The sequence below is a fragment of the Pseudoleptotrichia goodfellowii genome (genome assembly GCF_007990505.1).
Classification (GTDB): Bacteria; Fusobacteriota; Fusobacteriia; order Fusobacteriales; family Leptotrichiaceae; genus Pseudoleptotrichia; species Pseudoleptotrichia goodfellowii.
Window position 1 is genome coordinate 1,056,541 of sequence record NZ_AP019822.1, and the last position, 26,352, is coordinate 1,082,892.

The 26,352-nt window shown below is 28.5% G+C and carries 23 protein-coding genes; 16 read left to right on the top strand and 7 right to left on the bottom strand.

Features of this window, described 5'->3' with window-relative positions; all coding sequences use genetic code 11:
- The first annotated feature begins 81 nt into the window (after window positions 1–81).
- Window positions 82–1,545 carry a ribosomal protection-like ABC-F family protein gene (gene abc-f, locus FVE72_RS05300; protein ID WP_026737547.1) on the top strand — a complete coding sequence of 488 codons (1,464 nt, stop codon included), beginning with the start codon at window positions 82–84 and terminating at the stop codon, window positions 1,543–1,545.
- A gap of 130 nt (window positions 1,546–1,675) precedes the next feature.
- Here the strand turns inward: abc-f and FVE72_RS05305 are convergent, their stop codons facing one another.
- The 6 genes from FVE72_RS05305 to FVE72_RS05330 form a co-directional block, all read right to left on the bottom strand.
- Window positions 1,676–1,936 carry an HPr family phosphocarrier protein gene (locus tag FVE72_RS05305; protein ID WP_006806484.1) on the bottom strand — a complete coding sequence of 87 codons (261 nt, stop codon included), beginning with the start codon at window positions 1,934–1,936 and terminating at the stop codon, window positions 1,676–1,678.
- Between the two features lie 92 nt (window positions 1,937–2,028).
- A complete protein-coding gene (locus FVE72_RS05310) occupies window positions 2,029–3,612 on the bottom strand; it encodes an Rqc2 family fibronectin-binding protein (RefSeq protein ID WP_146966411.1) in 1,584 nt (527 codons plus the stop codon).
- 111 nt (window positions 3,613–3,723) lie between these two features.
- On the bottom strand, window positions 3,724–4,386 hold the full coding sequence (locus tag FVE72_RS05315) for a MarR family winged helix-turn-helix transcriptional regulator (RefSeq protein WP_006806482.1): 663 nt from the start codon (window positions 4,384–4,386) through the stop codon (window positions 3,724–3,726).
- 33 nt (window positions 4,387–4,419) lie between these two features.
- Complete coding sequence (gene rpe, locus FVE72_RS05320; RefSeq protein ID WP_146966413.1) at window positions 4,420–5,055, bottom strand: ribulose-phosphate 3-epimerase; 636 nt, start codon at window positions 5,053–5,055, stop codon at window positions 4,420–4,422.
- Between the two features lie 26 nt (window positions 5,056–5,081).
- Complete coding sequence (gene rsgA / locus FVE72_RS05325; RefSeq protein ID WP_036056096.1) at window positions 5,082–6,008, bottom strand: ribosome small subunit-dependent GTPase A; 927 nt, start codon at window positions 6,006–6,008, stop codon at window positions 5,082–5,084.
- Window positions 5,995–6,942 carry a PASTA domain-containing protein gene (locus FVE72_RS05330; protein ID WP_026737550.1) on the bottom strand — a complete coding sequence of 316 codons (948 nt, stop codon included), beginning with the start codon at window positions 6,940–6,942 and terminating at the stop codon, window positions 5,995–5,997. The genes rsgA and FVE72_RS05330 overlap by 14 nt, the downstream gene beginning before the upstream one ends.
- A 158-nt stretch (window positions 6,943–7,100) precedes the next feature.
- On the opposite strand from FVE72_RS05330, the gene FVE72_RS05335 reads away from it, so the two are divergent.
- Window positions 7,101–7,448, top strand: a complete 348-nt coding sequence (locus FVE72_RS05335) for a MerR family transcriptional regulator (protein ID WP_026737551.1) — start codon at window positions 7,101–7,103, stop codon at window positions 7,446–7,448.
- 16 nt (window positions 7,449–7,464) lie between these two features.
- Window positions 7,465–9,225: a 1-deoxy-D-xylulose-5-phosphate synthase gene (locus tag FVE72_RS05340; protein WP_026737552.1), complete on the top strand. Its 1,761-nt coding sequence runs from the start codon at window positions 7,465–7,467 to the stop codon at window positions 9,223–9,225.
- Window positions 9,226–9,382: 157 nt separating this feature from the next.
- On the opposite strand, the gene FVE72_RS05345 is transcribed toward FVE72_RS05340, so the two are convergent.
- Window positions 9,383–9,589, bottom strand: coding sequence for a hypothetical protein (locus tag FVE72_RS05345; RefSeq protein WP_026737553.1), 207 nt, complete (start codon window positions 9,587–9,589; stop codon window positions 9,383–9,385).
- Window positions 9,590–10,110: 521 nt separating this feature from the next.
- Between FVE72_RS05345 and FVE72_RS05350 the strand changes: the two genes are divergently transcribed.
- The 13 genes from FVE72_RS05350 to hpt all read left to right on the top strand — a co-directional run bounded on the left by FVE72_RS05350 (window position 10,111) and on the right by hpt (window position 26,349).
- Window positions 10,111–11,079 carry a tyrosine-type recombinase/integrase gene (locus FVE72_RS05350; protein WP_036056098.1) on the top strand — a complete coding sequence of 323 codons (969 nt, stop codon included), beginning with the start codon at window positions 10,111–10,113 and terminating at the stop codon, window positions 11,077–11,079.
- Between the two features lie 505 nt (window positions 11,080–11,584).
- Entirely contained in the window at window positions 11,585–14,668 is a 3,084-nt protein-coding gene (locus FVE72_RS05355; RefSeq protein WP_026737555.1) for a DEAD/DEAH box helicase family protein, read from the top strand.
- Window positions 14,669–16,306 (top strand): HsdM family class I SAM-dependent methyltransferase, encoded by a 1,638-nt coding sequence (locus FVE72_RS05360; RefSeq protein WP_026737556.1) that lies wholly within the window; start codon window positions 14,669–14,671, stop codon window positions 16,304–16,306. It begins immediately after the preceding gene.
- Window positions 16,299–17,531, top strand: a complete 1,233-nt coding sequence (locus tag FVE72_RS05365) for a restriction endonuclease subunit S (protein ID WP_146966415.1) — start codon at window positions 16,299–16,301, stop codon at window positions 17,529–17,531. Before FVE72_RS05360 ends, FVE72_RS05365 begins: the two co-directional genes overlap by 8 nt.
- On the top strand, window positions 17,524–18,246 hold the full coding sequence (locus FVE72_RS05370) for a hypothetical protein (protein WP_146966417.1): 723 nt from the start codon (window positions 17,524–17,526) through the stop codon (window positions 18,244–18,246). Before FVE72_RS05365 ends, FVE72_RS05370 begins: the two co-directional genes overlap by 8 nt.
- A 26-nt stretch (window positions 18,247–18,272) precedes the next feature.
- Window positions 18,273–18,812 carry a hypothetical protein gene (locus FVE72_RS05375; RefSeq protein WP_146966419.1) on the top strand — a complete coding sequence of 180 codons (540 nt, stop codon included), beginning with the start codon at window positions 18,273–18,275 and terminating at the stop codon, window positions 18,810–18,812.
- Between the two features lie 12 nt (window positions 18,813–18,824).
- Complete coding sequence (locus FVE72_RS05380; protein WP_026737558.1) at window positions 18,825–19,760, top strand: Kiwa anti-phage protein KwaB-like domain-containing protein; 936 nt, start codon at window positions 18,825–18,827, stop codon at window positions 19,758–19,760.
- Window positions 19,761–19,916: 156 nt separating this feature from the next.
- A complete protein-coding gene (locus tag FVE72_RS05385; protein WP_026737559.1) occupies window positions 19,917–20,825 on the top strand; it encodes a hypothetical protein in 909 nt (302 codons plus the stop codon).
- 305 nt (window positions 20,826–21,130) lie between these two features.
- Window positions 21,131–22,120 carry a Fic family protein gene (locus FVE72_RS05390; RefSeq protein WP_026737560.1) on the top strand — a complete coding sequence of 330 codons (990 nt, stop codon included), beginning with the start codon at window positions 21,131–21,133 and terminating at the stop codon, window positions 22,118–22,120.
- 259 nt (window positions 22,121–22,379) lie between these two features.
- Window positions 22,380–22,829, top strand: a complete 450-nt coding sequence (locus FVE72_RS05395) for an META domain-containing protein (protein WP_026737561.1) — start codon at window positions 22,380–22,382, stop codon at window positions 22,827–22,829.
- A 234-nt stretch (window positions 22,830–23,063) separates the two neighbouring features.
- Window positions 23,064–24,443, top strand: coding sequence for an APC family permease (locus tag FVE72_RS05400; protein ID WP_006806392.1), 1,380 nt, complete (start codon window positions 23,064–23,066; stop codon window positions 24,441–24,443).
- Window positions 24,444–24,457: 14 nt separating this feature from the next.
- A complete protein-coding gene (locus FVE72_RS05405; RefSeq protein ID WP_026737562.1) occupies window positions 24,458–25,597 on the top strand; it encodes a trans-sulfuration enzyme family protein in 1,140 nt (379 codons plus the stop codon).
- Window positions 25,598–25,794: 197 nt separating this feature from the next.
- Entirely contained in the window at window positions 25,795–26,349 is a 555-nt protein-coding gene (hpt, locus tag FVE72_RS05410; protein ID WP_026737563.1) for a hypoxanthine phosphoribosyltransferase, read from the top strand.
- Window positions 26,350–26,352: the final 3 nt, after the last annotated feature.

Below are 26,352 nucleotides of genomic sequence, written 5' to 3' on the forward strand. Positions count from 1 at the left end.
ATAAAAGAAATAACAGATGATGATTATAAAAATAAATCAAATATGTAATAAAAATAAGTTTTAGTATAAAGAAAGGAAAATATGTCACTAATTAATATATCAAATTTATCTTTTTCCTATGATAATAATTATGAAATGATTTTTGAAAATGTCAGCTTTCAAATAGATACAGATTGGAAATTAGGATTTATAGGAAGAAACGGAAAAGGAAAAACAACTTTTCTGAATATTTTAATGAGGAAATATAATTATAGAGGGACTGTTTCATCAAATGTTACATTTGAATATTTTCCTTATGAAGTAAAAAATGAAAAACTTAGCACTATGGAAATTTTAAGGGAAATTTGCCCTGATTGTGAAGAATGGAAATTTTTGAAAGAATTTTCACTTTTAGAAATAGAGGAAGACATAATTAATCATCAGTTTTTTCTTTTATCAAGCGGAGAAAAGACAAAAGTACTATTGGCAGCTTTATTTTTAAAAGAGAATAATTTTTTACTAATAGATGAACCTACAAATCATCTTGATATAAATGCAAGAAAAATTGTGAGCAGATACTTGAAGGGAAAGAAAAGCTTTATTCTCGTTTCACATGACAGAAATCTTTTAGACAGCTGTATTGATCATATACTTTCAATTAATAAAACAAATATTGAAATTCAAAAAGGGAATTTTTCAACATGGGAAAAAAATAAACGGCAACAGGATGAACTGGAAATATATCAGAATAGGAAACTGAAAAAGGAGATAAAACGTCTTGTAAAATCCTCAAAAAGAGTTGCTGTCTGGTCCGATAAGGTAGAAAAAACAAAAAATCTCGGAATGGGAGATAAAGGATATATCGGACATATGGCTGCCAAAATGATGAAAAGAGCAAAATCAATAGAAAAAAGAAGTGATAGATTAATAGAAGAAAAATCCCAATTACTTCACAATATTGACATAGATGAAAAATTGAAGTTAAGTCCCTTAATATTTCACAGCAAAAGATTAATTGAATTTAAAAACGTCTCATTATTTTACAATAACAGATTAATCTGTAGAGATATAAATTTTAAAATTAATCAGGGAGAAATTATTTCTCTGACAGGAAAAAACGGATCCGGAAAATCAACAATTTTGAAATTGATAATAGGAAAAAATGTTAAATACACAGGAAATATTTATTGTGCAAAAAATTTAAAAATTTCTTATGTTTCTCAGGATACTTCCGATTTAAAAGGGAATTTGTTTGAATACATTGAAGAAAAACAGATAGATAAAACATTATTTCTATCAATACTGAGTAAAATGGATTTTAACAGCTTACAGTTTGAAAAGGATATCTCAGATTACAGTGAAGGTCAGAAAAAGAAAATTTTAATAACAGCAAGTCTCTGTGAAAAGGCACATTTGTATATTTGGGATGAACCTTTGAACTTTATAGATATTATGAGTAGAATACAAATAGAAGAATTGATATTAAATTACAGACCGACATTATTGTTTGTTGAACATGATGAATTATTTAATAAGAAAGTTGCAGATAGATTCATAAATTTATAAAATAAATTAGTCGGATTTTTCAATTAGGGTAATTTAATGTAAATCAAAATTTTGGATTAAAAATATAGAAAATATAAAAAAGAGCCAAGTCATAATGAACGAAGCTCTTTATTTTTATAAAACAGCAAAATTAATCTCTGATAGTAGCTAATAATTCTCCTAAAACTTCAACAGCTTTATCTGCATCAGGTCCTTCAGCGTGAACTGTAATTTCGGATCCGTTTTTAATTCCTATAGATAATAATTTCAACAATGATTTTCCGTTTACTTTTTTTCCGTCGTGTTCAACAAAAACATCACTTTCAAATTCTTTTGCTTTTGCAACAAATACCCCACCCGGTCTTGTATGTAATCCTGTAGGATTTGTCATAACTACTGTTTTACTTGCCATTTATTTTCCTCCTTAGATATCTTTATATATTTCTAATTTTACATTAGTTTTGAACATTTGTCAATAAAATTAATCACTTAACGATATATAACTTAAATGATTATATTGATAGAATTAAAGTTTGAATAAGTTACATTTCCCGGCTTGGAGCTTCTTATTTTTTTTACAAACTTTCTTTCACAATAGTCTACCGTTACTTTATCTCCTTCGGAACCTTTTGAATACTTTCCTGCAAGACTTGCAGCAAAGTTCAAAATATCTGAATCGGGATTTTTATTATCTTTTATTAGTAAAACATGACTTCCGGGAATATCTTTTACATGAAACCATATGTCTGTGGGACCTCCTTTGGAAAAAGAGATTTCTTCATTTTCTTTATTGTTTCTGCCTACAAAAATTTTAAATCCTTTGTATTCAAAAGAGAGTAGATCACGCTTTTTCGCTTTATTTAACTTAATTTTATTTTTGTTACTGAATTTAAGTTCATTTTCAATTTCTTCAATTCCTATAAAGTCGGTTTCTTTTTCAATAAACAGTTTTACTTCATCGTAATATTTTATCTCATTCCGAATATCTTCAAATCTTGCCTCAAGGGCTGTAATTGTTCTTTTTCCTTTGTTGTATTTATTATAATAAAAATTCAGATTATCGTTGGGAGACAATAACGGATCGAGGGAAATAGTTATCTCGTTGTTATTATAAAAATCAAAAGTCTTTATTTCTTTCATACCCTGCTTTAAAACGTGCATATTTGCAGCGAGAATATCTCCGATTTTTTTGTAATTATCATAATTTTTGTTTTTATTCAAGTCGATATTTATATTTTTCAGTATTTTTTCAAATTTCTTTGTTTGAGAATCAATGTATTTCAATAAAACTTTCTTTTTTTCGTTTATTACATTGGAAGTAATAGTAGTTTTAAAATATTCGTTAAGTCCTTCGTTAACAGAAGAAAAGGAAATAAAATCATTTTCCGAATATTCCGAAAATCTGTTATAAGTCATAATTTTCTGCTTTTTACTTTCATACATTACAGCTTCATATTCGGAAATATATTTTTTAAAAATATTGTAGTCGGAAAAACATTCTTTGGAAAAAGTTTTTCCTACTCCCTCTATTTTATTAATGAAATCTTCAGGAGATTCAAAAGGAAAGTTTTCTTTTTCAAGGTATGCAGGCGAGATTTTTTTTTCTTCAAAAGGAAGAACATATTTTGCTCCGGTCATTATAATTCTGTTTCCTTCATCAAAAGATGAGAAATAAAGAGCGGATAGGATTTTCCCCTGAGAAGTCAGAAAAATGTTACTTGCTCTTCCCATAATTTCAAAAATTAAAGTATATTTTTCTATATCTCCGAACTGATTCAATTTTTCAAAATCAAAATAAACTATACGGTCATAGTCTTCCTGTCTTATATTTATTAAAATAGAGTTCAATATGTATTTTTTCAAAGAAAGTAAAAATTTTGACTGAAAGTCGGTGTTTAAATCTTTTTCATTTTTTAAATAACAAATAGTCGAATTATCTTTTACCTGAAATAAAAGATTATTTTTTCCGAAATAAAATGAAAGAGAAGATTTATCGTACTGATAAATCTTCGTAAGTTTATAATTAATAATTTTTTCTTTTATTTCTTTGAGTAAAAACGATATTCCGATACCATCCATATATAGCATAGTTTGTTTGCTCCTTTTTAAGATAGATTTAGCAAAAAGTCGGATTCTTGACAGTATAAAGACTGATTTTTCGGTCCTGAAACTCAAGTACCTAATATAAGAGCTTTTTAGTTAAATATAATTTTTCGTAACCATTATATCTGTAGCATCGTCAATATTTATAACCTTTTCTTCACCGTTTACAAGCAAAATAATAATATGCTTGTCAATATCAAGTATTTTAATCAAAGATTTCATGACAATTCCTTTTTCGTTAAGATACTTTTTTATTGCGGTACTTCCTTTTATTGAAGATACCTGAACAGTATCACCTTTTTCAAAACTCAGTATAGATTCGGGCTGAATTTCTTTTTTTACTTTATTCAGATTATCAACTATAGCTTCAAATACTTTTATAAACGTATCCAAATCTTTTTGAGGAATTTTAGTCGTTATTTTTTCCAAAATATTGGAATGAAAATTTCCGTGATATTTAAAGGCAATCAGTCCCTTTTTTGAAAGCTGGACATATACTTTTCTTCTGTCATCGTCAGATCTGCTTCTTTCAATAAAATATTTATCTGTAAGTTTATTTACTGCGACTGAAGCAGTTCCCATAGTAATGCCGAGTTTTTCGGCAAGTTCGTTCATAGTAATGGATTTTTCCCCGATCGCTTCGATTACATGAAGCTCGGTAGTGGTAAGACATTTTATAACCTGATTAAGATTTATTTCTTCAATTTTATAATACGTTTTGTAAAACTCATCCAGTAAAGACTCGATTTTAGAGTACATTTTTTCCCTCCGATTCTGAATAGAATTTATTCATTATTTTAAAGAATCAATTTTTTCTTTGTAATTTCCGCTGAATATATATGAGCCTGCAACTAATATATTTGCACCGGATTCTTTCACTTTTTTCCCTGTTTCGGCATTTATTCCGCCGTCTACTTCAATATCTATATTTGCGTCCAAAGCTCTGAGTTCTTTTATTTTGTCAGTCATATTTTCTATGAAAGCCTGTCCTCCGAAACCGGGATTTACTGTCATAATAAGAACCATATCAATATTTTTCAATTCGTGCTTTATCATTTCCAAAGGTGTAGACGGATTTAAAGAAATTCCGACTTTTTTTCCGTAAGATTTTATTAGTTGAACAGTTCTGTTCAGGTGCTTTGTAGCTTCCACATGGACAGTTATTATATCCACTCCCGTATCAACAAAATCTTTTATAAATCTGTCAGGATTTTCAACCATAAGATGAACATCAAATACAAGATTACTGTGTTTTCTTATAGATGAAATGACAGGTGCCCCGAAACTTATATTAGGAACAAATGCCCCGTCCATCACATCAAGATGAAGATATTCTGCACCCGCTTTTTCCACTTTTTGTATTTCATTTTTCAAATCACTGAAGTCCGCAGCAAGTAGCGACGGAGCTATAATTATTTTTTTTGCCATAAGTTTTTACCGCCTTTTTCATATTATTATTTATTGTCTGAAAATATATTTTCAAAAGAATATAAGTAAAAGTTATATCTCATTTCAGAAATATTACCTTTTTCAAGATTTTCTTTTATACTGCAGCCCGGTTCGTTTATATGAAGACAATCCCTGAATTTACATTGGAGGATATATTCAGAAAACTCGGGAAATAAAAGTTCCAACTCTTTTTTTTCTTTTAACTTGGGAAAGTCGAGAGTGGAAAATCCCGGAGTATCTATCAAATAAGTGTCTGCATCAATTTTGAAAAATCGGCTTTCAGTAGTTGTATGACGACCCCTGGAAGTTTTTTCACTGATTTCGTTTGTTTCGAGAATATTTTCTCCGATAAAAGTGTTAATTAACGAGGATTTTCCGGCACCGCTCGGTCCCGATACAGTAACGGATTTACCTTTGATATAAGATAAAAGATTGTCCAAACCGATATTTTTTTCAACAGAAACAGGAAAAACGGGAATCGTATTCCCGAAGTTTTCCTGTATTTTATTTAAAAATATCTGCAGTTCTTCGTCTGAAATCAAGTCGATTTTTGAAAGAATCAATATTGCAGGAATATCCTGCTGTCCGGCATTTAAAAGCATCTTTTGAAAAACTGTAAAATCAAAATTCGGAGTAACAACGGAAAAAAGTATTCCGATAAAATCAATATTTGATAGTAAAGGTCTGTAAAGAAAGTTTTTTCTTTTTTCTACTTTTGTTATAACTTTTTCATCTTTGTCAAATTCTACAATATCTCCTATAATACAGTTGAGTTTATCATTTTTTACTTTCAAAGTACCTCTGAGTTTACATTCGTAAATATTTTCTTCTTTCAGGTCAGTACAATTTTCATCAAGAACATAGTAAAAACCCTTAATTTTTCTGATTATTTTTCCTTTAATAAGATTACCTCCGTTATTACTCGCCGTCATTGTGAGTTCTTTCAGTTTCCGAACCGATATTGTTAGGTTTTTGCTGATTATTATTTTGTTGCTGTCCGCTATTATTCTGATTGTTTCCTGAATTATCACGTTTATCTATTTTATTCAGAGTATCGTTTATAATATTTTCAATTTCCTGATTTTGTAAATCCTGGTTAGTCTGATTTATAATCTCTTCAACTGACGGTCCTGTAGGCTGAACTTTCACACCTGCATTGATTACAAGGGATATTTTCTGTCCTTTGGAAATTTTAGCTCCCGGAGCAGGGGAAGTAGATATAATAGTATTTACAGGCAGTGTAGAATCTTCTCCTTTGGAAGTTTCTCCTACCGAAAGTCCTATCTGTTCAAGCAATACTTTGGCATCATTTATATCAAGTCCGATTAAGTTAGGCATAACCGAAGCATCGAGTATTTTTTGGGAAGACACGAGTATAGAAATTTTCTGATTTATTTCCAGTTTTGTTCCCGGTTTAGGATATACACCGATTATAGTATTATACTTCTGGTTGGAAGGCTGATAGTCGATTTTTTCAATCTGAATATTCTGTTCCTGTAATTTGGAACGTGCTTCAAGCAACTCAAGCCCCACTAAGTTAGGTACTTCCTGACCTTCACCGTTGTTTACCCATATTTGTATTGTTCTATGCACTTTTACTTCTTTTCCTGCGAGAGGAAACTGTATAAATACAGTATCGAGAGGAACTTTTTCAGTTTTTGAATTTATAATTTTAACATTAAGTCCCGCATCCTTTAAATATTTTACCGCATCTTTTTCATGAAGATTTACAACATTGGGTATTATTGTATGTCTTTCGTTAAAAAAGTGTCTGAAAAAAACTTCTTTTCCGATAGTTCCCAAAATAATCAGACACACTATGGTAATTACCGTTTTTATTATATTAAACTTAAATTTCTTTGCCATTTTTGCACCTCTTTGCCCATTCAAATATTTGTTATATATGATAGCACAAATATCCTTAAAAAACAATAATCTCAAAGATAAAATAAAGTAAAAAAATGCTTGACTTGGAGTACACTTTAAGGAGTATAATAATTTAAAATTTATAGAAAGGAGTCGAAATGACAATCAAAGAAGTAAGCGAAAAATTTGATATTTCTCAAGATACTTTACGATATTATGAGCGTGTGGGAATGATACCGCCTGTAAACCGTACTGCCGGCGGAATAAGAGATTATAACGAAAATGATCTGAATTGGGTAAAATTCGCAAAATGTATGAGAAGTGCAGGACTTCAGGTGGAAGCTATTGTGGAATATCTGAAATTATATCGTGAAGGAGATACAACGGTACAGGCACGTATAGAGTTGCTCAAAGAACAGAGAGAGCGTCTGATGGAGCAGAAAAATGAAATTGACACAGCTCTGGAAAAAATAAATAACAAAATTTCTTTGTATGAAAAAATATAAATTTAGGAGGTAAATAATGGCACTTGAAAAAGTAAACTCGCCGGAAGATGTAAAAAAACTGTCAAAAGAGGAACTGAAAGAATTGGCAAAAAATGTAAGGGAAGCACTGCTGAACAGACTGACAAAAATAGGAGGACACATAGGTCCGAACTTCGGTATGGTCGAAGTAACAATAGCATTGCACTATGTATTTGATTCACCTAAGGACAAATTTGTATTTGACGTGTCGCACCAATGCTATCCGCATAAAATTCTGACAGGAAGAAAAGAAGGATTTTTAAATCCCGATAAGTTTTCGGAAATCTCAGGATATACAAATCAGAATGAAAGTAAACACGATTTTTTCAAAGTAGGACATACTTCAACATCGGTAAGTTTGGCAACAGGTCTCGCAAAAGCAAGGGATTTGAAAGGAGATAAGGAAAATATTATTGCAATTATAGGGGACGGATCACTTAGCGGAGGAGAGGCTTACGAAGGACTGAACAACGCTTCGGAACAGGGAACGAATATGATTATTATTGCCAATGATAATGATATGTCTATCGCTGAAAATCACGGGGGATTGTATAAAACATTGAAAGAATTGAGAGAAACTGACGGTAAATCTCCAAACAACCTTTTTAAAGCATTGGGACTTGATTACATTTATGTAAAGGACGGGCATGATATAGATGAATTGATAAAAGTATTTGAAAGTGTAAAAGACATTGATCATCCTGTAGTTTTACATATACATACAATAAAAGGAAAAGGGCTTCCTTTCGCCGAAACAGACAAAGAACCTTGGCATTACAATGCACCTTTTGATGCTGCAACAGGAGAGGTAAAAGTTAAAAGCGGCGGGAAAGAAAATTATTCAAATTTAACGGGAGAATATTTGCTGAAAAAAATGGAACAGGACCCTAAAGTAGTCGCAATAAGTTCCGGAACTCCTACTGTACTGGGATTTACTCCTGAAAGAAGAGCAAAAGCGGGAAAACAGTTTGTAGATGTGGGAATAGCCGAGGAACATGCTGTCGCATTATCATCGGGAATAGCTGCAAATGGCGGTAAACCTGTATACGGTGTATTCAGTACATTTATCCAAAGAACTTACGATCAGCTTTCTCAGGATTTGTGTATTAATAATAATCCTGCGGTGATACTCGTGTTTATGGGTGGAATGACAGGAATGAATGACATAACACATTTGGGATATTTCGATGAGCAGATATTGGGGAATATTCCTAACATGGTTTATTTATCGCCGACAAGCAGGGAAGAATATTTTGCCATGCTTGAATGGGGAATAGAGCAGCAATCTCATCCTGTAGCAATCAGAGTTCCTATGAATGTAGTAACTTCAGGAGAGGAAATAAAGCCTGATTTTTCAGAGTTGAATAAATATGTTATAGCAGAAACGGGAAATGATGTGGCTATTATCGGTCTGGGAGATTATTATCACTTAGGTAAAGAAGTGAAAGAGCTTTTAAAAGAAAAAGCAGGAATGAACGCAACACTTATAAATCCAAGATTTATATCGGGAATAGATGAAGAAGTATTGGAAAAACTGAAAGAAAATCATAAACTTGTAATTACTTTGGAAAGTGCGTTGATTGACGGAGGTTTCGGAGAAAAAGTTACGAGATATTACGGAACTTCAAATATGAAAGTAATAAACTTCGGAGGGAAAAAGGAATTTACTGACAGAGTTCCCGCAGAGGAAATACTGAAAAGAAATCATCTGACAAAAGAGCAGATAGTGGAAGATATTATGGGAGTATTAAATAAGTAGAATTGAATTCGTGAGGGTTAGTTACCCTCACACTTCCGATTGTAATCTCAAATTTCATATGCTCAAAGATACCTGTTTGCTACAAAAAAGCAATGTTTTTGTTAGGCTTGCTAACACATTTTTTATGTTATAAAATTTGAAGGTTATTTTTTTATTTCTAGAACCAATCTTCTTTTATTGTTATGAGCTTTAATAATAGGAAAATAATAGTCAATATCATTAAAACCGGACTGATTACCCATAAAAATCCTAAGAGTAAAAAAAATAATACTAATATAGGAATTAAGCATATAAATCCGAAAATTCCTAATAAGATTATAAAAAATACATTACTTACTTTTTTCTTTTTAGTTTGTTCTTTCATTTGAGATACCTCTTTTTAGATAATATTTTTTATTAATATTATTATACTATAAAAGAGATAAAAGGAGAAGCAGTCAGTCTCAAACAAAAAAGAGGTACTTAATTAAGTACCTCAAAAAACTAAATAGATGATATTACAATAAGAATATGTACAAATAAAATAAGTAGAAGTAATATCAGAGCTATAAGTTTTTTTATAAGAAGGCTATACATATGGAATCCCTCCTTTCAGGAGTTTACAAACTGGTCAGGTTTGTAGCCATCCACAAATACATTATACACTATTTCTTATAAAATTAAAATAAAATTAAACGAAAAATAAAGTGGCGATGAAATCGCCACTAACCATGTATAACCTTCTAAATTACAAAAATATTATAGCTTGGAAAAAGAAAAAAGTCAATAAAAAATGTACTAATAGTTTTATTGTCGTTTAGTTTTTAACTAAATACCTTTTCTAAACTTAAAATTCTAAAATAATATAAAATACGAAATATATATTATTTAAGGATGTGATAGAAAATGGAAAAAACCAAAATTGAAGATATGAAATACGAAAAATTAGCAGATTTATGGTTAGAAAGAGAAAAAAATTTTTTAAAAATTTCGACTTACAGCACATATAAAAATCTACACGAAACTCACATTAAACCTGTATTTGGAAACGAATTTATAGGCAACATATCGAACGAATCACTACAACAATTTATATTTGATAAATTGAAAAATGGAAGATTGGACGGAAACGGAGGGTTGTCAAGAAAAACGGTAAAAGATATTATGACGATAATTAAAATTAGTATTAACTACGCTGTAAGAGAAAATATTATAAAAGAAAAAAGTTTAAAATATAAGATACCAAAAACTGATAAAATCAGGGAAATTAGCATATTCACTCAAAAAGAACAATCATTACTTTTCAAATATATTGCTTCAAATCCGACTTCAAAATCTGTCGGAATCTTATTAGCAATGAGTGTAGGCTTAAGAATAGGAGAATTATGCGGTCTAAAATGGAAAGATATAGATTTGAAAAATGAAATTTTAATTATAAATAAAACTATTCAAAGAATATATATTAAAGGAAAAAAAGAAGGAAAATCAGAAATTATAATATCTACACCTAAAAGTAAAAGTTCATACAGAATAATTCCCTTGAGCAGGGACTTGATAAATTTATTAAAATTTTTTCAAATCAATGATAAAAACAACTATTTTCTTTCAAATAATGAAAAATATATAGAGCCGAAAACATATAGAAGATACTATTATAAGATTCTTGAAAAATTAAAAATCAGGAAATTAAAATTTCATTCTCTCAGACATACTTTTGCAACGACAGCTATTGAATCAGGCATAGATTATAAAACTGTTTCGGAAATATTAGGGCATGCTTCAGTAAATACTACTCTCGAACTGTATACTCATCCTAAAATTGAGCATAAGAAAAAGTGTATTGAATTGATTTTTCAGAATTTTGAAAAAAGATAATGAGAAAAATGTAGTAAAATATTTGGTAAGTACCCCTAAGAGTTAAGAATCCTAATCAGTATAAAGTTCTTTATATTAATAAAAGTAATACTAATACAAAAATCAGAGTACGCATATAGCATACCTTCTTATTTAAAATTAGTGAGTTAGCTAAACTCATGAAATTATTATAACAAAAAAGACTGGAAAAATCCAATCTTGATTGTCGCTATTTTATCTAATCTTAAATAAGTCACTTTAAGAGTTTACAAAAGAATGATAACACTTATTTATAAAAAAATCAAGTACGATTATCTGTTTTACTATATACTTTGAAGATTATTTTTTATTACGTCAATGAACATATATTGACATTTTTATATTATAGTGTATAATAAAATAAAGATTATTCTAAGGTATTTAGTTAAAAACTAAACGACAAAATAAAAGCAGAAAACATTATATTGAAAAAGGAATAAAAAGGGCTTGGGGTTTATTTTTAAAATAAATAAAGGAGTTTTATTCTATGGGAAATAAAATTTACAATGAAAACAGCAGAGTAAAAATACCTGCATTAGTCCATTTTGCAAGATTAGGTTATACTTATCAGTCAATTAAACAATACAAATTGGCTGAAAATGAAATAGATGCAGATACAAATATTTTTGTACTTTTTTTTCATAAAGCACTCAATAAATTGAATAATAGAGAAGTTACATTGGAAGAAACAAGAAAGATAATAGAAGATTTTAAATTGAAGTTATCAGGAGATGATTTAGGAGAAAAATTTTATAATTTTCTGATAAACGGATATGAAGATTTAAAATTAATAGATTTTTCTGAAGAAGATAAAAATGACTACAGAGTAGTCACAGAATTGATTTACAAAAACGAAGATGAAGAATTTAGACCCGATATTACAGTTTTGATAAATGGACTGCCACTTTCATTTATGGAAGTGAAAAAACCTAATAACAAAGAAGGTATACAAGCAGAATACGAAAGAATGAATATGAGATTTTCCAAAAAGCAATACAGAAGATTCACTAATATAACGCAGTTTACTGTTTTTTCAAATAATGTTGAATATGATGATACAGAAGTAGTTCCTCTTAGTGGTTCTTTTTATGCTTCAAGCAGTTATGAAAAATTATTTTTCAATTATTTCAGAGAAGAAGATAAAAATATATTTTATAATTTAACAGAAGTGGATGAGCAACTTATCGGGATGATTTTAAATGATAATAACTTAATTAGTATAAAATCGAATCCTGAATTTAGGACAAATTTGGAAAAAGATACCCCTGCTAATAAAATAATAACTTCACTTTATTCAAAAAATAGAATAAAAGAATTTTTAAAATATGGAATTGTCTATGTCAAAAAAATTAATAATATGGGAATTACTGAAATACAAAAACACGTAATGAGATATCCTCAATATTTTGCTACTAAAGCGATTAAGAATACTCTCGAAAAAGGAATAAAGAAAGGGATCATATGGCATACACAGGGAAGTGGAAAAACTGCTCTTTCATACTTTAATGTAAAATATTTGGAAGATTATTTCTTTAAAAAAGGTAAGGCAGCTAAATTCTTCTTTGTTGTAGATAGACTTGAATTATTGGAACAGGCATCGTCAGAATTTATTTCAAGAGGTTTATCTATCGAAAAAGTAAATTCAAGAGAAGAGTTTATAAAAGCAATGCAAAGTCCTAAAGTAAGAGATAGTCAGGGAAAATCTGTAATAACAGTTGTAAATATTCAAAAATTTTCTGAAGATTCTACAGTTATTAAATTTAGCTATGACTTGGGTATTCAGAGAATATTTTTTCTTGATGAAGCACACAGATCATATAAACCTACAGGCTCTTTTCTATCAAATTTGATAAATTCAGATAAGGACGGAGTATTCATAGGACTTACAGGAACACCATTAATAAATAATCCTGATTATAAATCTACAGACGTATTTGGGGATTACATACATCGTTATTATTACAATAGTTCTATTCAGGACAGATATACATTAAAACTTATAAGAGAAGGTATTCAAACTGAATATAAAGAAAAATTGGAAGAACATATAAAAAATCTTGAAATTCTTGAAGGAAGTATAAATAAAAATGAAATATATTCACATCCCAAATATGTAAATGCTTTAGTTGAATATATTACAAAAGATCTTGAAGAAAGTAAAATTTCTTTTGGAGATAATACGATAGGAGCAATGATTGTCTGTGATTCTTCAAATCAGGCAAAAGAGATATTTAATAATCTTATGGAAAAAGGCTATATAAATGCAAATATTGCAATAGAAAAAAATGAGGACTTTATTAATTCAAATGGAGAAAAAGCAAAAAAAGCAGCTTTAATATTACATGATGTCGATACTAAAGAAATAAGAAAAACAGAACAACAAAATTTTAAGGCGGGAAATATAGATATATTAGTTGTTTTCAATATGCTACTAACAGGATTTGATGCACCGAGATTAAAGAAAATATATTTAGGAAGAGTAATAAAAGCTCATAATTTGTTACAAGCATTAACTAGGGTAAATAGACCATATAAAAAATTCAGATATGGATATGTAGTGGATTTTGCAGATATTAGTAAAGAATTTGATAAAACAAATAAAAGATATTTTGAAGAATTGCAAAAAGAATTAGGGAATGAATTTGATAAATACAGTAATATATTTAAAACAGAAGAAGAAATAGAGAAAGATATACAAAATATAAAAGAAAAATTATTTCAATATGACACTGAAAATATTGAGATATTTAGAAAACAAATGGGCGAGATAAAAGATAAAAATATTTTAAATGAAATAAAAAAAGTATTGGAAGACTATAAAGATTTAAGAAATATAATAAAATTACACGGATATTCAAATCTTTTTGAAAAATTGGATATTGAATATGCTAACAAAATGTTAAATGAGATCACTAATAGAATTTCCATTATTAATTTGAATCAAAGTTTAAGTGAAGAAGGAAATAATGAAGCAATAATAAATACAGCTTTAGATAAAATAAATTTCAATTTTAAAAAAATCAAAGAGGAAGAAATGATTATTGCAGATGCTTTTCAAAACGAACTTGAAAAAACAAGAGCTGAATTTGAAAGAAGCAGAGATCCCAAATCAAAAGAATATATAACTCTAATGGAAGAATTGAAAAGATTATTTAAAAAGAAAAATTTAGAAGAATTTACTACTGATGAAATGAAAGATGTTATGAAAAATCTTACAAATATAAAAATGAGAATAAAAGAATTAAACAGAAATGATTATAATTTAGCTATTAAATATGATGGAGATAACAAATTTATGCGTATACATAAAAGAATAAAAGAAAATCAAAAAATTCACGATATGTCTGATATCAAATTAAATTCAATATTGAAAAATACGAAATGTCAAATAGATAAAATAATAGAAAACAATATAGAAATAATGGAAAAGTCTGCCTATTTTGAACGAACTATAATGCCTGTAATTATAGATTCTTCAGAAGAAAATGAGACAAAAAATTCATTAGAAGAGCTAAAAATAATAAGAAAATATATATTTGAAGAATACACTAGCGAAGGGAGAAAGAATTAAATGAACGAAGCAGTAAAACAAAAGACAAAAAAATTAATAGATGATTTAAAAAGTATATCGAATTTATTCGGATTGGGAGGAACTCCAGGAGAATATAGAATAATAACGGAAACATTTTTATACAAGTACTTAAATGATAAATTTTTATATGAAATGAAAAAGATATTACCTAAATTGAATGACGAAAATTTTGAGAAAAATTTAAAAGAATTAAATAAAGAGGAATATAAAATGGCTGAGTATAAATTATCGCCTGAAACAGCTAAATTTAAACCTGAATATTTAATTTCCGAATTATACAATAAACAAAACAGTAACAATAAAAAATTTAATGAAATATTGGATGATACACTTATAAATATTGCAAATGATAATATTGACATTTTTTCTGTAAAAACAAGTGGAGAAGAAAAAATCAGATTGTTTGAGTCAATTTGTAATTATGTGATTGACCCGATGGAAAGAGAAAGATTTGCGAAAGCTATTATAAATAAATTGGTGGAAGTGAATTTTGAAGAACTGTTTTCGGAAAAATATGACTTTTTTTCACAAATATTTGAATATTTGATAAAAGATTACAACAAAGATTTTGGGCAATATGCCGAATATTATACCCCGCACGTGATTGCTTCGATTATTTCCAAAATAATGATAGAAGACGGCGTAAAAAATGTAACGGTATACGACCCAAGTGCAGGAACAGGAACATTAGTTTTGGCACTGGCTCACGAAATCGGAGAAAATAAATGTTCGGTTTATACACAGGATATTTCGACAAAATCGAATGAATTTTTGAGATTAAACTTAATTTTGAACAATTTGACACATTCATTGAACAACGCAATAATGGGAGATACTTTATTAAATCCGAAACATACGACGGATAATGGAAAAAAACTGCGAACTTTTGATTATGTAATATCAAATCCGCCTTTTAAAATGGATTTTTCCACAACAAGAGAACAACTTGCAAGCGACAGTTACGCTCAAAGATTTTTTGCAGGAGTACCAACCGTTCCGAAAAAGAAAAAAGACAGCATGGAAATCTATCTATTATTTATCCAACACGTAATAAATTCACTAAACGAAAAAGGAAAAGGTGCAATAATAGTGCCAACAGGTTTTATTACTGCTCAGTCGGGAATTGCCTCAAAAGTAAGAAAATACATGGTAGAAAACAAAATAATAAAAGGCGTAATCTCAATGCCATCAAACATTTTCGCCACAACAGGAACAAACGTAAGCATACTATTTTTAGACAAAACCAAAGAAACCCAAAATGAAAAAGTAATCTTAATAGACGCCTCAAACTTGGGAAGCAAAGTAAAAGAGGACGGAAAAAACCAAAAAACCGTACTTTCCGAAGAAGAAAAAGAAAAAATAATAAACACTTTCCGAAATAAAGAAGAAATAGAAGATTTTTCAAAAGCAGTAAGCTATGAAGAAATAAAAGAAAAAAACAATTCATTATCAGTAGGGCAATATTTTGATATAAAAATAGAGTATGTAGATATAACGAAAGAGGAATTTGATGAGAAAATGAAAAATTACAAAGAAAGTTTAAAAGAAATGTTTGAAGAGAGTGCAAAACTTGAGAGGGAAATTTTAGAGAGTTTGGAGGGGTTGAGAATTGAGTAAAATAAATATAGGAAAAGATTTATATTTAAAGGGAAGAATAGGATGGAAAGGTTTAAAAAAAGACGAATATTTAAAAAAAAGTGAATATAGAATTATAAATGCAACAGCTCTTGAAGATAGAATAATTGATTGGAGAAAAAGTGGATATATTTCAAAAGAACGTTATGAAGAATCACCAGAAATAATGTTGAAAGAAAAGGATATATTAATATCAAAAGATGGCACTTTGGGTAAAATAGGATTTGTAAATAACTTGGAAGAAAAGACAACAGTTGCTTCAGGTATATTTGTATTAAGAAATACAAAGAATGAAATACTAGATACAGAATACATGTATCACTATTTAAAAAGTAATATTTTTAAAAGATTTATTAATAAAAATAAGGCTTTAGGTAGTACTATTTTACACTTATATCAAAAAGACTTAGAAAAACTGGAGATTGAACTTCCAGCTATAGAAAGACAAAGAAAAATATCTCGAATTCTTTCAAATTTAGATAATAAAATAGAATTAAATAACAAATTAAATCAGAAATTAGAAGAAATGGCAAAAACTCTTTATGATTATTGGTTTGTGCAGTTTGATTTTCCGAATGAGAATGGAGAGCCTTATAAAAGTTCCGGAGGGAGAATGGTGTTTGATGAAAGAATTGGGAGAGAAGTGCCAGTGGGATGGGAGGTTAGGAAAATAGAAGACTATTGTAATATTTTTACAGGAAAGAAAAATGTTACGGAATCTTTAGAATGTGGAAAATATAAATTTTTTTCATGTGCACCCGAATATCGTTATTCAAATGAAAAATTATATAGTGGAAAAGCGATTTTGATTTCAGGCAATGGCTCGTATACAGGAAGAACCATTTTTATAGAAGATAAGTTTGACCTTTATCAAAGGACTTATGCTTGTGTAAATAAAGATGAAAAGGATGATATTCTTTATTATATATTTTTTTCAATGTTAAAATATTTTGTTCCTAAAGTATCTGGGGGAACTCATGGCTCAGCTATTCCATATATTGTATATAATGATATAGCAAAAGAAAAAATTTTAATAAAAAATAATATTATAAATAAATTCTTAAGTATAGTAGTTCCGTATCAAAAAAAAATAAGAAAAATAAAAGAAGAAAATGAAAAATTAATTGGATTAAGAGATTGGCTATTGCCGATGTTGATGAATGGGCAGATAAAAATTGAAGACAAAGGAAAGAAAGAAAGTGAATAAAAATAAAGAAATACTGGATTCTTTTTTAAAATATGCAAGCGATATACTAGCAGATACTGAAAGTAAGCTTACTGGGGAAAAAATAAAGAAAAAAATGACTGAATATTCTGGAGAATTTGATGTAGAAATATCAATAGATGATAAATTCCCTAATAAAAGAAGTTTATTATTTGATAACTTAAAAAAGTTTTCAGCAGAACAACAATTTTATATTTTAACTGAGTTATGTGAAGCTCCTGAGATTAAAGAAAAAACAGAAATTTTAGAATTAAAGAAAAAAATTTACAATAGATATGGCGAATTATCTATCAATAAAGCAAGTAGTGAATTATTAATTATTGAAACAGAAGAAAAATTGAGAAAATATGAAGAATCTCATAAAAAATATAAATTAGGTATTGAATATTTTGAGAAAAATGAAGATAAAAGGCATATTTTAGATGATATGAGATTATCTTTAGAATTGCTATTAAAAGAAATTTTAGGGAATGAAAAATCACTTGAAAACCAAAAAAGTGAATTAGGAAAAAGATTAAAGGAAAAAGGAATTTCACCTGAAATTATGAATATGTTTGAAAAAGTTTTGAATTATTATTTTGATTATCAAAATAATAATGTAAAACATAATGATAAAATAAATGATTTAGAAGTAAAGTATATTATGGAACAAACAAGTATTATGATTAAATTTATTATACAAACTTTAGGAGAATAAATATGAGCACACTATTTAAGTGGAATATGTTTATAACTTCATTTTTTCCATTATGGATTTCAATAATAATAATAGAAATTTGGAGCATATATGAAAAAGAAGAAAAATTTGAAAAATATAATATTGAAATAATATTACTAATTATTTTATCATTATTAGTTTTTAGTAGTTTTATCTATATGTTTCTATTATTAAGAAATATAAGAAGAGGTAAAAAAGGTAAAGAGGAAGGAAAAATTATAGAAGCAAAAAATTCAAATAAATTAACATCAGAGTTTCTATTAGCATATATATTGCCAATGATTTCTTTTGATTTTACTGAGTTGAAAGGGATAGTAATTTTCTTAATATATTTTATAACATTGAGTTTTTTATGCATAAAAAATAAAAATTTTTATACAAATATAATTTTAGAAATAATTGGATATAGTATATATGAATGTAAAATAGAAAAAGATGAGAAAAATAAAGAAGTATTAGTTTTGAGTAGAAATAATTTGACTCAATCGTTACCAAAATTAATTGATTATTTTGATTTTGAAAATACAGTATTAATAGAAATTTAGGAGGCTATATAAATGAGTAAAGAAATTTTAGAAAAAAGTCTAGAATATCAAGGAAAATTAATTAAATATGATTGGAACTTATATTTTGTCAATATAAGAAAAGTAAGATCGGATGAGGAAAATTTATATACAGTACACAAACATTCATTTAAAGAAATTAAAGAATTAAATGAGTATATAAAATCTTTAACAGAATGCGTAAAAAAATATCAAGTTAAAAAATTAGAAACTGTTATGGAGTATAATGGAAATAATCCTAAAACTTCGTGTGATAAAATTTTACTTAATAATGAATTGATTAAATTGAAATGGAGATATCTATTAGATTCGATAAATAATTCCGTTAGGACAATGGATACTAAATTAGAGTATCAAGGCTATATAATAAGAGGTGAGCATCGGGGAAATGTCATATTTTTTGGGAAATCTGCAAATCCTATTTATAATTTTAAAAATGGTAAAAATTTATTTAAAACGGATTATGATGAATTAGAAGAAATTACAGATAAATTGTGTAGACTTTATTTTAAAACTGATTTTATAGTATTAAATGACATATTGTATGTTTTTAATAATAATTTTGAGAAATTTTTTAAATTAGAAAAAGCAATAAATAAAATCAAAGAAGAAAAGATAAGTCAAATTTTAGAGCTAGAAATATTTAGCGATAAAGAAAAAGTAGAAAGATTAATGAAAAGTAATCAATCCAGAAATATGTTTTTAACATTTAGTAATGAAAGAAATGAAGAATTAAGAAATAGTTTAAAAAGAATAGAAATAGCTGAATTATTAAAATTGAAATTAGATGAAAATAATAATTTTATAATTGAAAACAGAGAAGCAGCTACTACCTTAGCAAAATACTTATGTTATAAAATAGTGCAAGAAAAAAGGACTGATAATATCTTAGAAGTTAGCTCAGCAATTAAAATAGGAGATAAAAAATAGAAAAGTCTTTAGGGTTTGAGAAATTTTTATTTGTTTTGTTATTGATAAAATATAGAAAAAACGGATACTGTAAAATTTGGTTGGGTGAACAGCTATGAGAAGTTTAGGAAAGAATTGGTAAAATAAAAAATAAATCAATAAAACAGGTGATGAAAAATGAAAATAATCGATATATTAAAAGAAATTATTAATAACAAAGTTAAAAGAAGATATATTTTATTATTTTTATTGTTATTACTGTTATTTTTAACAGGAATCGTTACAACTTTTGTAGTGATATACAAAAACAGAGATGTTGAATTTCAGAAAAAATATAAAGAGATTTGTGAAAAAACGGGATGTGATTTCTCCGATAAAAATTTTTATGAAGAGGGATTGGAACGTTCTCTTTATGAGTGTGAAAAAAAAGAGAAAACATTATTATATAATGATTACACATATATTGCTAAAAATGTGATTATAACATCTTCTAAAAAATGGAATAAAAAAATGTATAATGATAAAACTTATTTTGTATTATCAGGAAATGTAAAAATTATGGAAAAAAACGGATATAGATATTCGGCTTCGGAAGTGCTTATTGAAACGTTTCTTGGGGGGGAGGGAGATAATATTATAATTCCCGGTGAAGTTCAGATTTTTGATAATGGACAAATTAAAAAATTGAGAGGTGTGGAGTTATCTGATTTCTTCTATATTCATAGAAAGAATAAAAAATTTAATAACTTTCAAATACTGAGTAATGATATATTAGATTTTTATAAAAGAGCACTTGTTTTTGATTGTAAAGCTGTAAGTCAGGAAGAGTTAAATAAAAAAGACAGTTCATCTAAAAATGAAAATACAGGAAATAGAAGAAGTTATAACAGTTATGGAGGAGGGTATGACAGCAAAAAGTACGATAAGGAAATAAAAAAAACTCAAAAAGAATTTGAAGATGCAGGGTTCAGTTCTGATTATGACCCCCAATATTCTGATGATCCCGAATATGAAAAAGAAATATTGGAAGATTATGACAGTATAGACAGTGGAGAAACTCCGTATGACGGAGATGACGGTTATTAGTTTTATGATATTTTCAACATACCTGACATTAAAAAATATTTAGTAGATAGAAATAAATATGGAAATACAGAAAGAAGATGAAGTAAGAAAAAGAGTAATTTTCTAACAAAGTAAAACCCAAAAGCAAAAATTCTGTGTATATTATAAATAAAAAGTTTTTTGCTCTTTTTTCATGCTTTTCACTACGAAACTCGAAAAACTCAGAAATTTTTTATCGCTCATTTATCGCTACTTTTATCGCTTAAAAAACGAGCGATAAATTTATTTTTATGGTATAATAAAATAAAAAATTAAAGGAGATATAGATGAAACCGCCCTTTACAGTTACAAACTCAATGCTGAATAAAGTAGTGGAAATTTCTAAAACTATAGGTAACTTAGAGTTTCAAATTGAAAAAGATTTGAAATTAAGAAAAGAAAATCGAATAAAATCTATTCATTCTTCATTAGCTATTGAGCAAAATTCTCTAACCATTGAACAGATAACAGCTATTATTGATGGGAAAAGAGTGTTAGGAAATCCAAAAGAAATTAGGGAAGTTAAAAATGCTTATGACGTCTATGGAAAAATTTTAACATTAAATCCATATAATGAATTGGATTTTTTGAAAGCACATAGTCTATTGACAGCAGATATTGTTAATGAAAGTGGAAAATATAGAAGCAAAGATGTAGGTATATGTGATGAAAAAGGTAATGTTGTACACATCGGAGCCAGACCACAGTTTATTGCCGGATTGATGAATGATTTATTTCATTGGGGACAAATAGATGATACGCCGGAAATTATCAAAAGCTGTGTGTTTCATTATGAAATTGAAATGATTCATCCTTTTGAAGATGGAAACGGACGAATGGGAAGATTGTGGCAAACAGTTATTTTAGCTAACTGGAATCCTATTTTTACTTGGCTACCTATTGAAACAATAATTTACGAACATCAACAAACATATTATGATGTATTAGGTCAAGCAGATAAAGAAAACAGTTCAAATTTATTTATTGAATTTATGTTGGATATCATACTTGAAACATTTATCGCTTATAAAACGGGCGATATTTATAGTGATAAAGTAATGAATTTGCCTGAAGGACTAACCTCAACCGAGAGTAAAGTTTATCTTTTAGTTAAAAAGTATTTAAACACTCATGTGAGCGTTACAGCAAATGTTGTGAGTAAGTTAATCAGTAAGTCATCCCCTACGGCTAGAAAATATTTGTCATTATTTGTATCTTTAGGATTAATGGAAGCACATGGCAGTAATAAAAACAGAACTTACACTTTAATAGAATAGTTATATAGAATAATTTTTGCAAATACGCCCGAAATTAAAATTCAAAAAGACTTATAATTATTAGAAATGAAAGTTATTTTATCTTTATGATGACAGGTCAAAATATTGATAACTATGCTATAGAAGTTACTAATTTATCAGTTTTAAAATAATAAATTATTACTAAAAAAAATTCTAATTGTTTTATTTCTATATTAAAAGAAATTTCAAATTTTACTGTGGTATTTTTGGATTGGAAATAAAAAAATTAGGAGGAATCATGAAAACAAAAATTATTTTGATTTTAGTTTCAATCTTTTTAGTATTCAATATCTCTTTTTCAGCTTCTGTAAGAACAAGAAAGAGAGCAGTTACAAGTAATATTAAGCAAAAAATAGTTAATACTCAATGGAAACTGATTAAAATTTCCGATGATGATGTAAGTAAAAGAGGAATTACGCTTAATATATCCAAAGATGAGTTAAGCGGAAAATCGGGAGTGAACAACTATTTCGGAGGATATAAAGTGAACGGAAAGAAAATATCCGTGTCCAAATTAGCTGTTACTGCAATGGCAGGGTCCAATGAAAAAATGGATCTTGAACAGGATTATCTTGATATTCTTGAAAATGTAAAAAGAATAGAATTGCAAAATGATAAATTGATAATGAAAACTGATCTTGGAGAAATTCTTACATTTACAAGAGAAAAAGATTTTATCCCTTATTAAAGATATTGAAAAGAAATAATAATAAAACAGCCCTGATTTTAAAGGGTTGTTTTTGTATATATACAAAAGTCGAAAAATATTGTAAAATATTATTATATCGTATTGACAAAAATAAAATTTATGATGTAAAATATGATGAGAAAAAAATATTATCTTGATAATTTTTAATAATGAAAATATCGGGATATTGTAAAAGCTTAAACATATAATAAATCTTAGAAGGGAGTAACATCAATGGAAGGAAATAAGAAAATGCAATTTTGGTCGATAGTGTTATTGACAATAAACTCAATTATAGGAACGGGGATATTTTTATCTCCAGGAAGTGTAGCAAAATTATCAGGAAGCTTAGCACCTTGGATATATTTGTGTGCAGCAGTTTTCGCAGCAGTATTGGCTATAACTTTCGCATCTGCAGCAAAATATGTAACAAAAAACGGAGCGGGTTATGCTTATGCTAAAGCAGCATTTGGAGAGAATGTAGGATTATATGTCGGAATAACAAGATTCGTTGCAGCAAGTATAGCTTGGGGAGTCATGGCTACAGGAGTAGTAAAAACAACATTATCAATATTTAATATAGACAGTGGAAATGCAGTAAATATAACAATAGGATTTTTAGTTTTAATGGCAATTCTTTTAATTATAAATTTAGTTGGAACTCAAGTATTGACTTTTATTAGTGATTTGTCTACATTAGGAAAATTGGCGGCATTAGGAATAACTATTATTGCAGGTGTTGTAATTTTAGTAAAAACAGGACAAAATCATATAGCGGAAATTGATTTGTTGAAAGATGCTGCAGGAGAAAAATTGGTGCCGGCTTTGACTACAACAGGATTTGTTACAGCTGTAATAGCTGCATTTTATGCTTTTACAGGATTTGAAAGTGTTGCCAGCGGAGCGAGTGATATGGAAAATCCTGAAAAAAATCTTCCAAGAGCGATACCTTTAGCTATAGGAATTATAGCTGCTATATATTTTGGAATAGTGTTGGTTTCAATGTTTATAGATCCCGTATCTCTGGTAACGTCTAAAGAAGTTGTTGTATTAGCATCAGTATTTAAAAATAAAATTATTTCCAATATTATAATTTACGGAGCTTTAGTTTCTATGTTCGGTATAAACGTTGCTGCATCATTTCATACTCCGAGAGTATTTGAAGCAATGGCGAGAGAAAAACAGGTTCCTACTTATTTTGATAAAAGAACTAAGAGCGGATTACCTATGAGAGCATTTTTTGTAACAGCGGCATTGGCTATAATCATTCCTATGGCTTTTAATTACAACATGATGGGAATAATGATTATAAGCTCTATTTCGAGATTTGTTCAGTTTATTATAGTTCCTTTGGGCGTAATATCTTTCTTTTACGGGAAAAATAAAGAAGAGGTACTTAATGCAAACAAAAACTATATTACGGATGTTGTTTTTTCTGTGTTATCATTAATCTTAACAATATTTTTGTTAGTAAAATTCAACTGGATAGCACAATTTTCTCTGAAAAATGATATGGGAGAACAAATGACTAACTGGTATGCAGTTTCAGCAATGATTATAGGATATATAATTCTTCCGGCATTATTATTTATATATAAAAAAAATAAAGATTAAAGGATGGAAATGAAATGAAATTTGGAACAAAGATTATACACGGTTATAATATGATTGATGAATCAACGGGAGCTTCATCAATATCTATATGTCAGGCATCTACTTTTCATCAGAGCAATATTGACGATGATCAGAAATATACTTATTCAAGATTCGGGAATCCGACGAGGGAAGCCCTTGAAGAGGCTATAGCCTGTCTTGAAAAAGGGAAATACGGATTGGCATTTTCTTCGGGAATGGCAGCTATAACGGCAGTTTTGTTGTCATTTTCTCATGGAGATCACATTGTAATGTGTAAAGATGTTTATGGAGGGGCTTTTCAGCTCGCAAACGAAGTATTTCCAAGGTTTGGAATAGAGGTAACTTTTGTTGATGAAACAAATCTTGATGAATGGAAAAAAGCGATAAAGGAGAATACGAAAGCTTTTTATATGGAAACTCCTTCAAATCCTTTGTTAAAAATAACGGATATAAAAAGAGTGGCTGATATAGCGAAAAAATATAAATTGTTGACAATAATAGACAATACATTTATGACACCTCAATATCAAAATCCTATCCCTTTGGGAGTAGACATAGTAATACATAGTGCTACAAAATTTTTAAACGGACACAGTGATGTAGTTTTGGGAATGATAGTAACTGACAATGAAGATATATACAAAGAACTGAAAAAGCAGCAAATAGTTTTGGGAGCATTACCGGGAGTGGAAGAATGCTGGCTTTTAATGCGTGGTATGAAAACTATGGAAATAAGAATGAAAAAAAGCTCGAAAACTGCTCTGAAAATAGCGGAATATCTGGAAAAACATCCGAAGGTAGAAAAAGTTTATTATCCGGGACTTAAAAGTCATGAAGGATACGAAATAAATAAAAAACAGTCATTAAGCGGCGGAGCGGTATTGTCTTTCGACTTGGGTTGCTGTGAGAAAGTGAGAAAGTTTTTCAAAGAAGTGAAATATCCTATTGTAGCTGTGAGTTTGGGAGGAGTAGAATCAATACTTTCCTATCCTGTGAAAATGTCTCATGCGTGTGTTCCTGAAGAGGAAAGGCTTAAAATGGGAGTAACTTCAGGGCTGGTGAGATTATCAGTAGGAATAGAAGATGCGGAAGATTTGATAGAAGATATTGAAAAAGCATTACAAAGCATATAAAAACAAATAAAAAGTATATTCATAAAATACGAAAAATATTAAGTTTACCAGCAAATACAGCTGAAATTCCCAATTTAAAAAAGGTCGAATAAACTTGAATTCACGTCAAAAAAATGATATAATCCTTTAAATACACAATTTGATTAGAGTTATTCAAATTATATTTGAAAAATTTTAAAAAGAACGGAGTTATTGAAATGAAAAAGGATTGGGAATTCGGTATTGCCAGACAATTAATCACAAAAGAAACGATTGCAAGCAGAATCAGAGAGTTAGGAAAAGAAATTACAAAAGACTTTAAAGATGATGATGCACCTTTAGTTGTAGTCGGATTGCTGAAAGGGTCTATAATCTTTATGGCAGATCTTGTGAGAGAAATAAAACTTCCTTTGGTAATGGATTTTATGGAAGTTTCGAGTTACGGAAACGGTTTTGAAACTACGAGGGAAGTAAAAATTTTAAAAGATTTGGAAAATTCGGTTCAAGGGAAAAACGTACTTGTAATTGAAGATATAATAGATTCCGGATTAACTTTGAAGAAAATATTGAAATTATTGGGAGGTCGTGGACCTAAAAAAGTTTCTCTCTGTACTTTGCTGGATAAAAAAGAGAGAAGAGAAGTGGAAATTGATGTTCAGTATGTAGGTTTTGAAATACCGAATGAATTTGTTTTGGGATACGGACTTGATTTTAAGGAAGAATACAGAAATATCCCTTATGTTGCTCTTGCAGCCGAAGAATTGTATAAATAACAG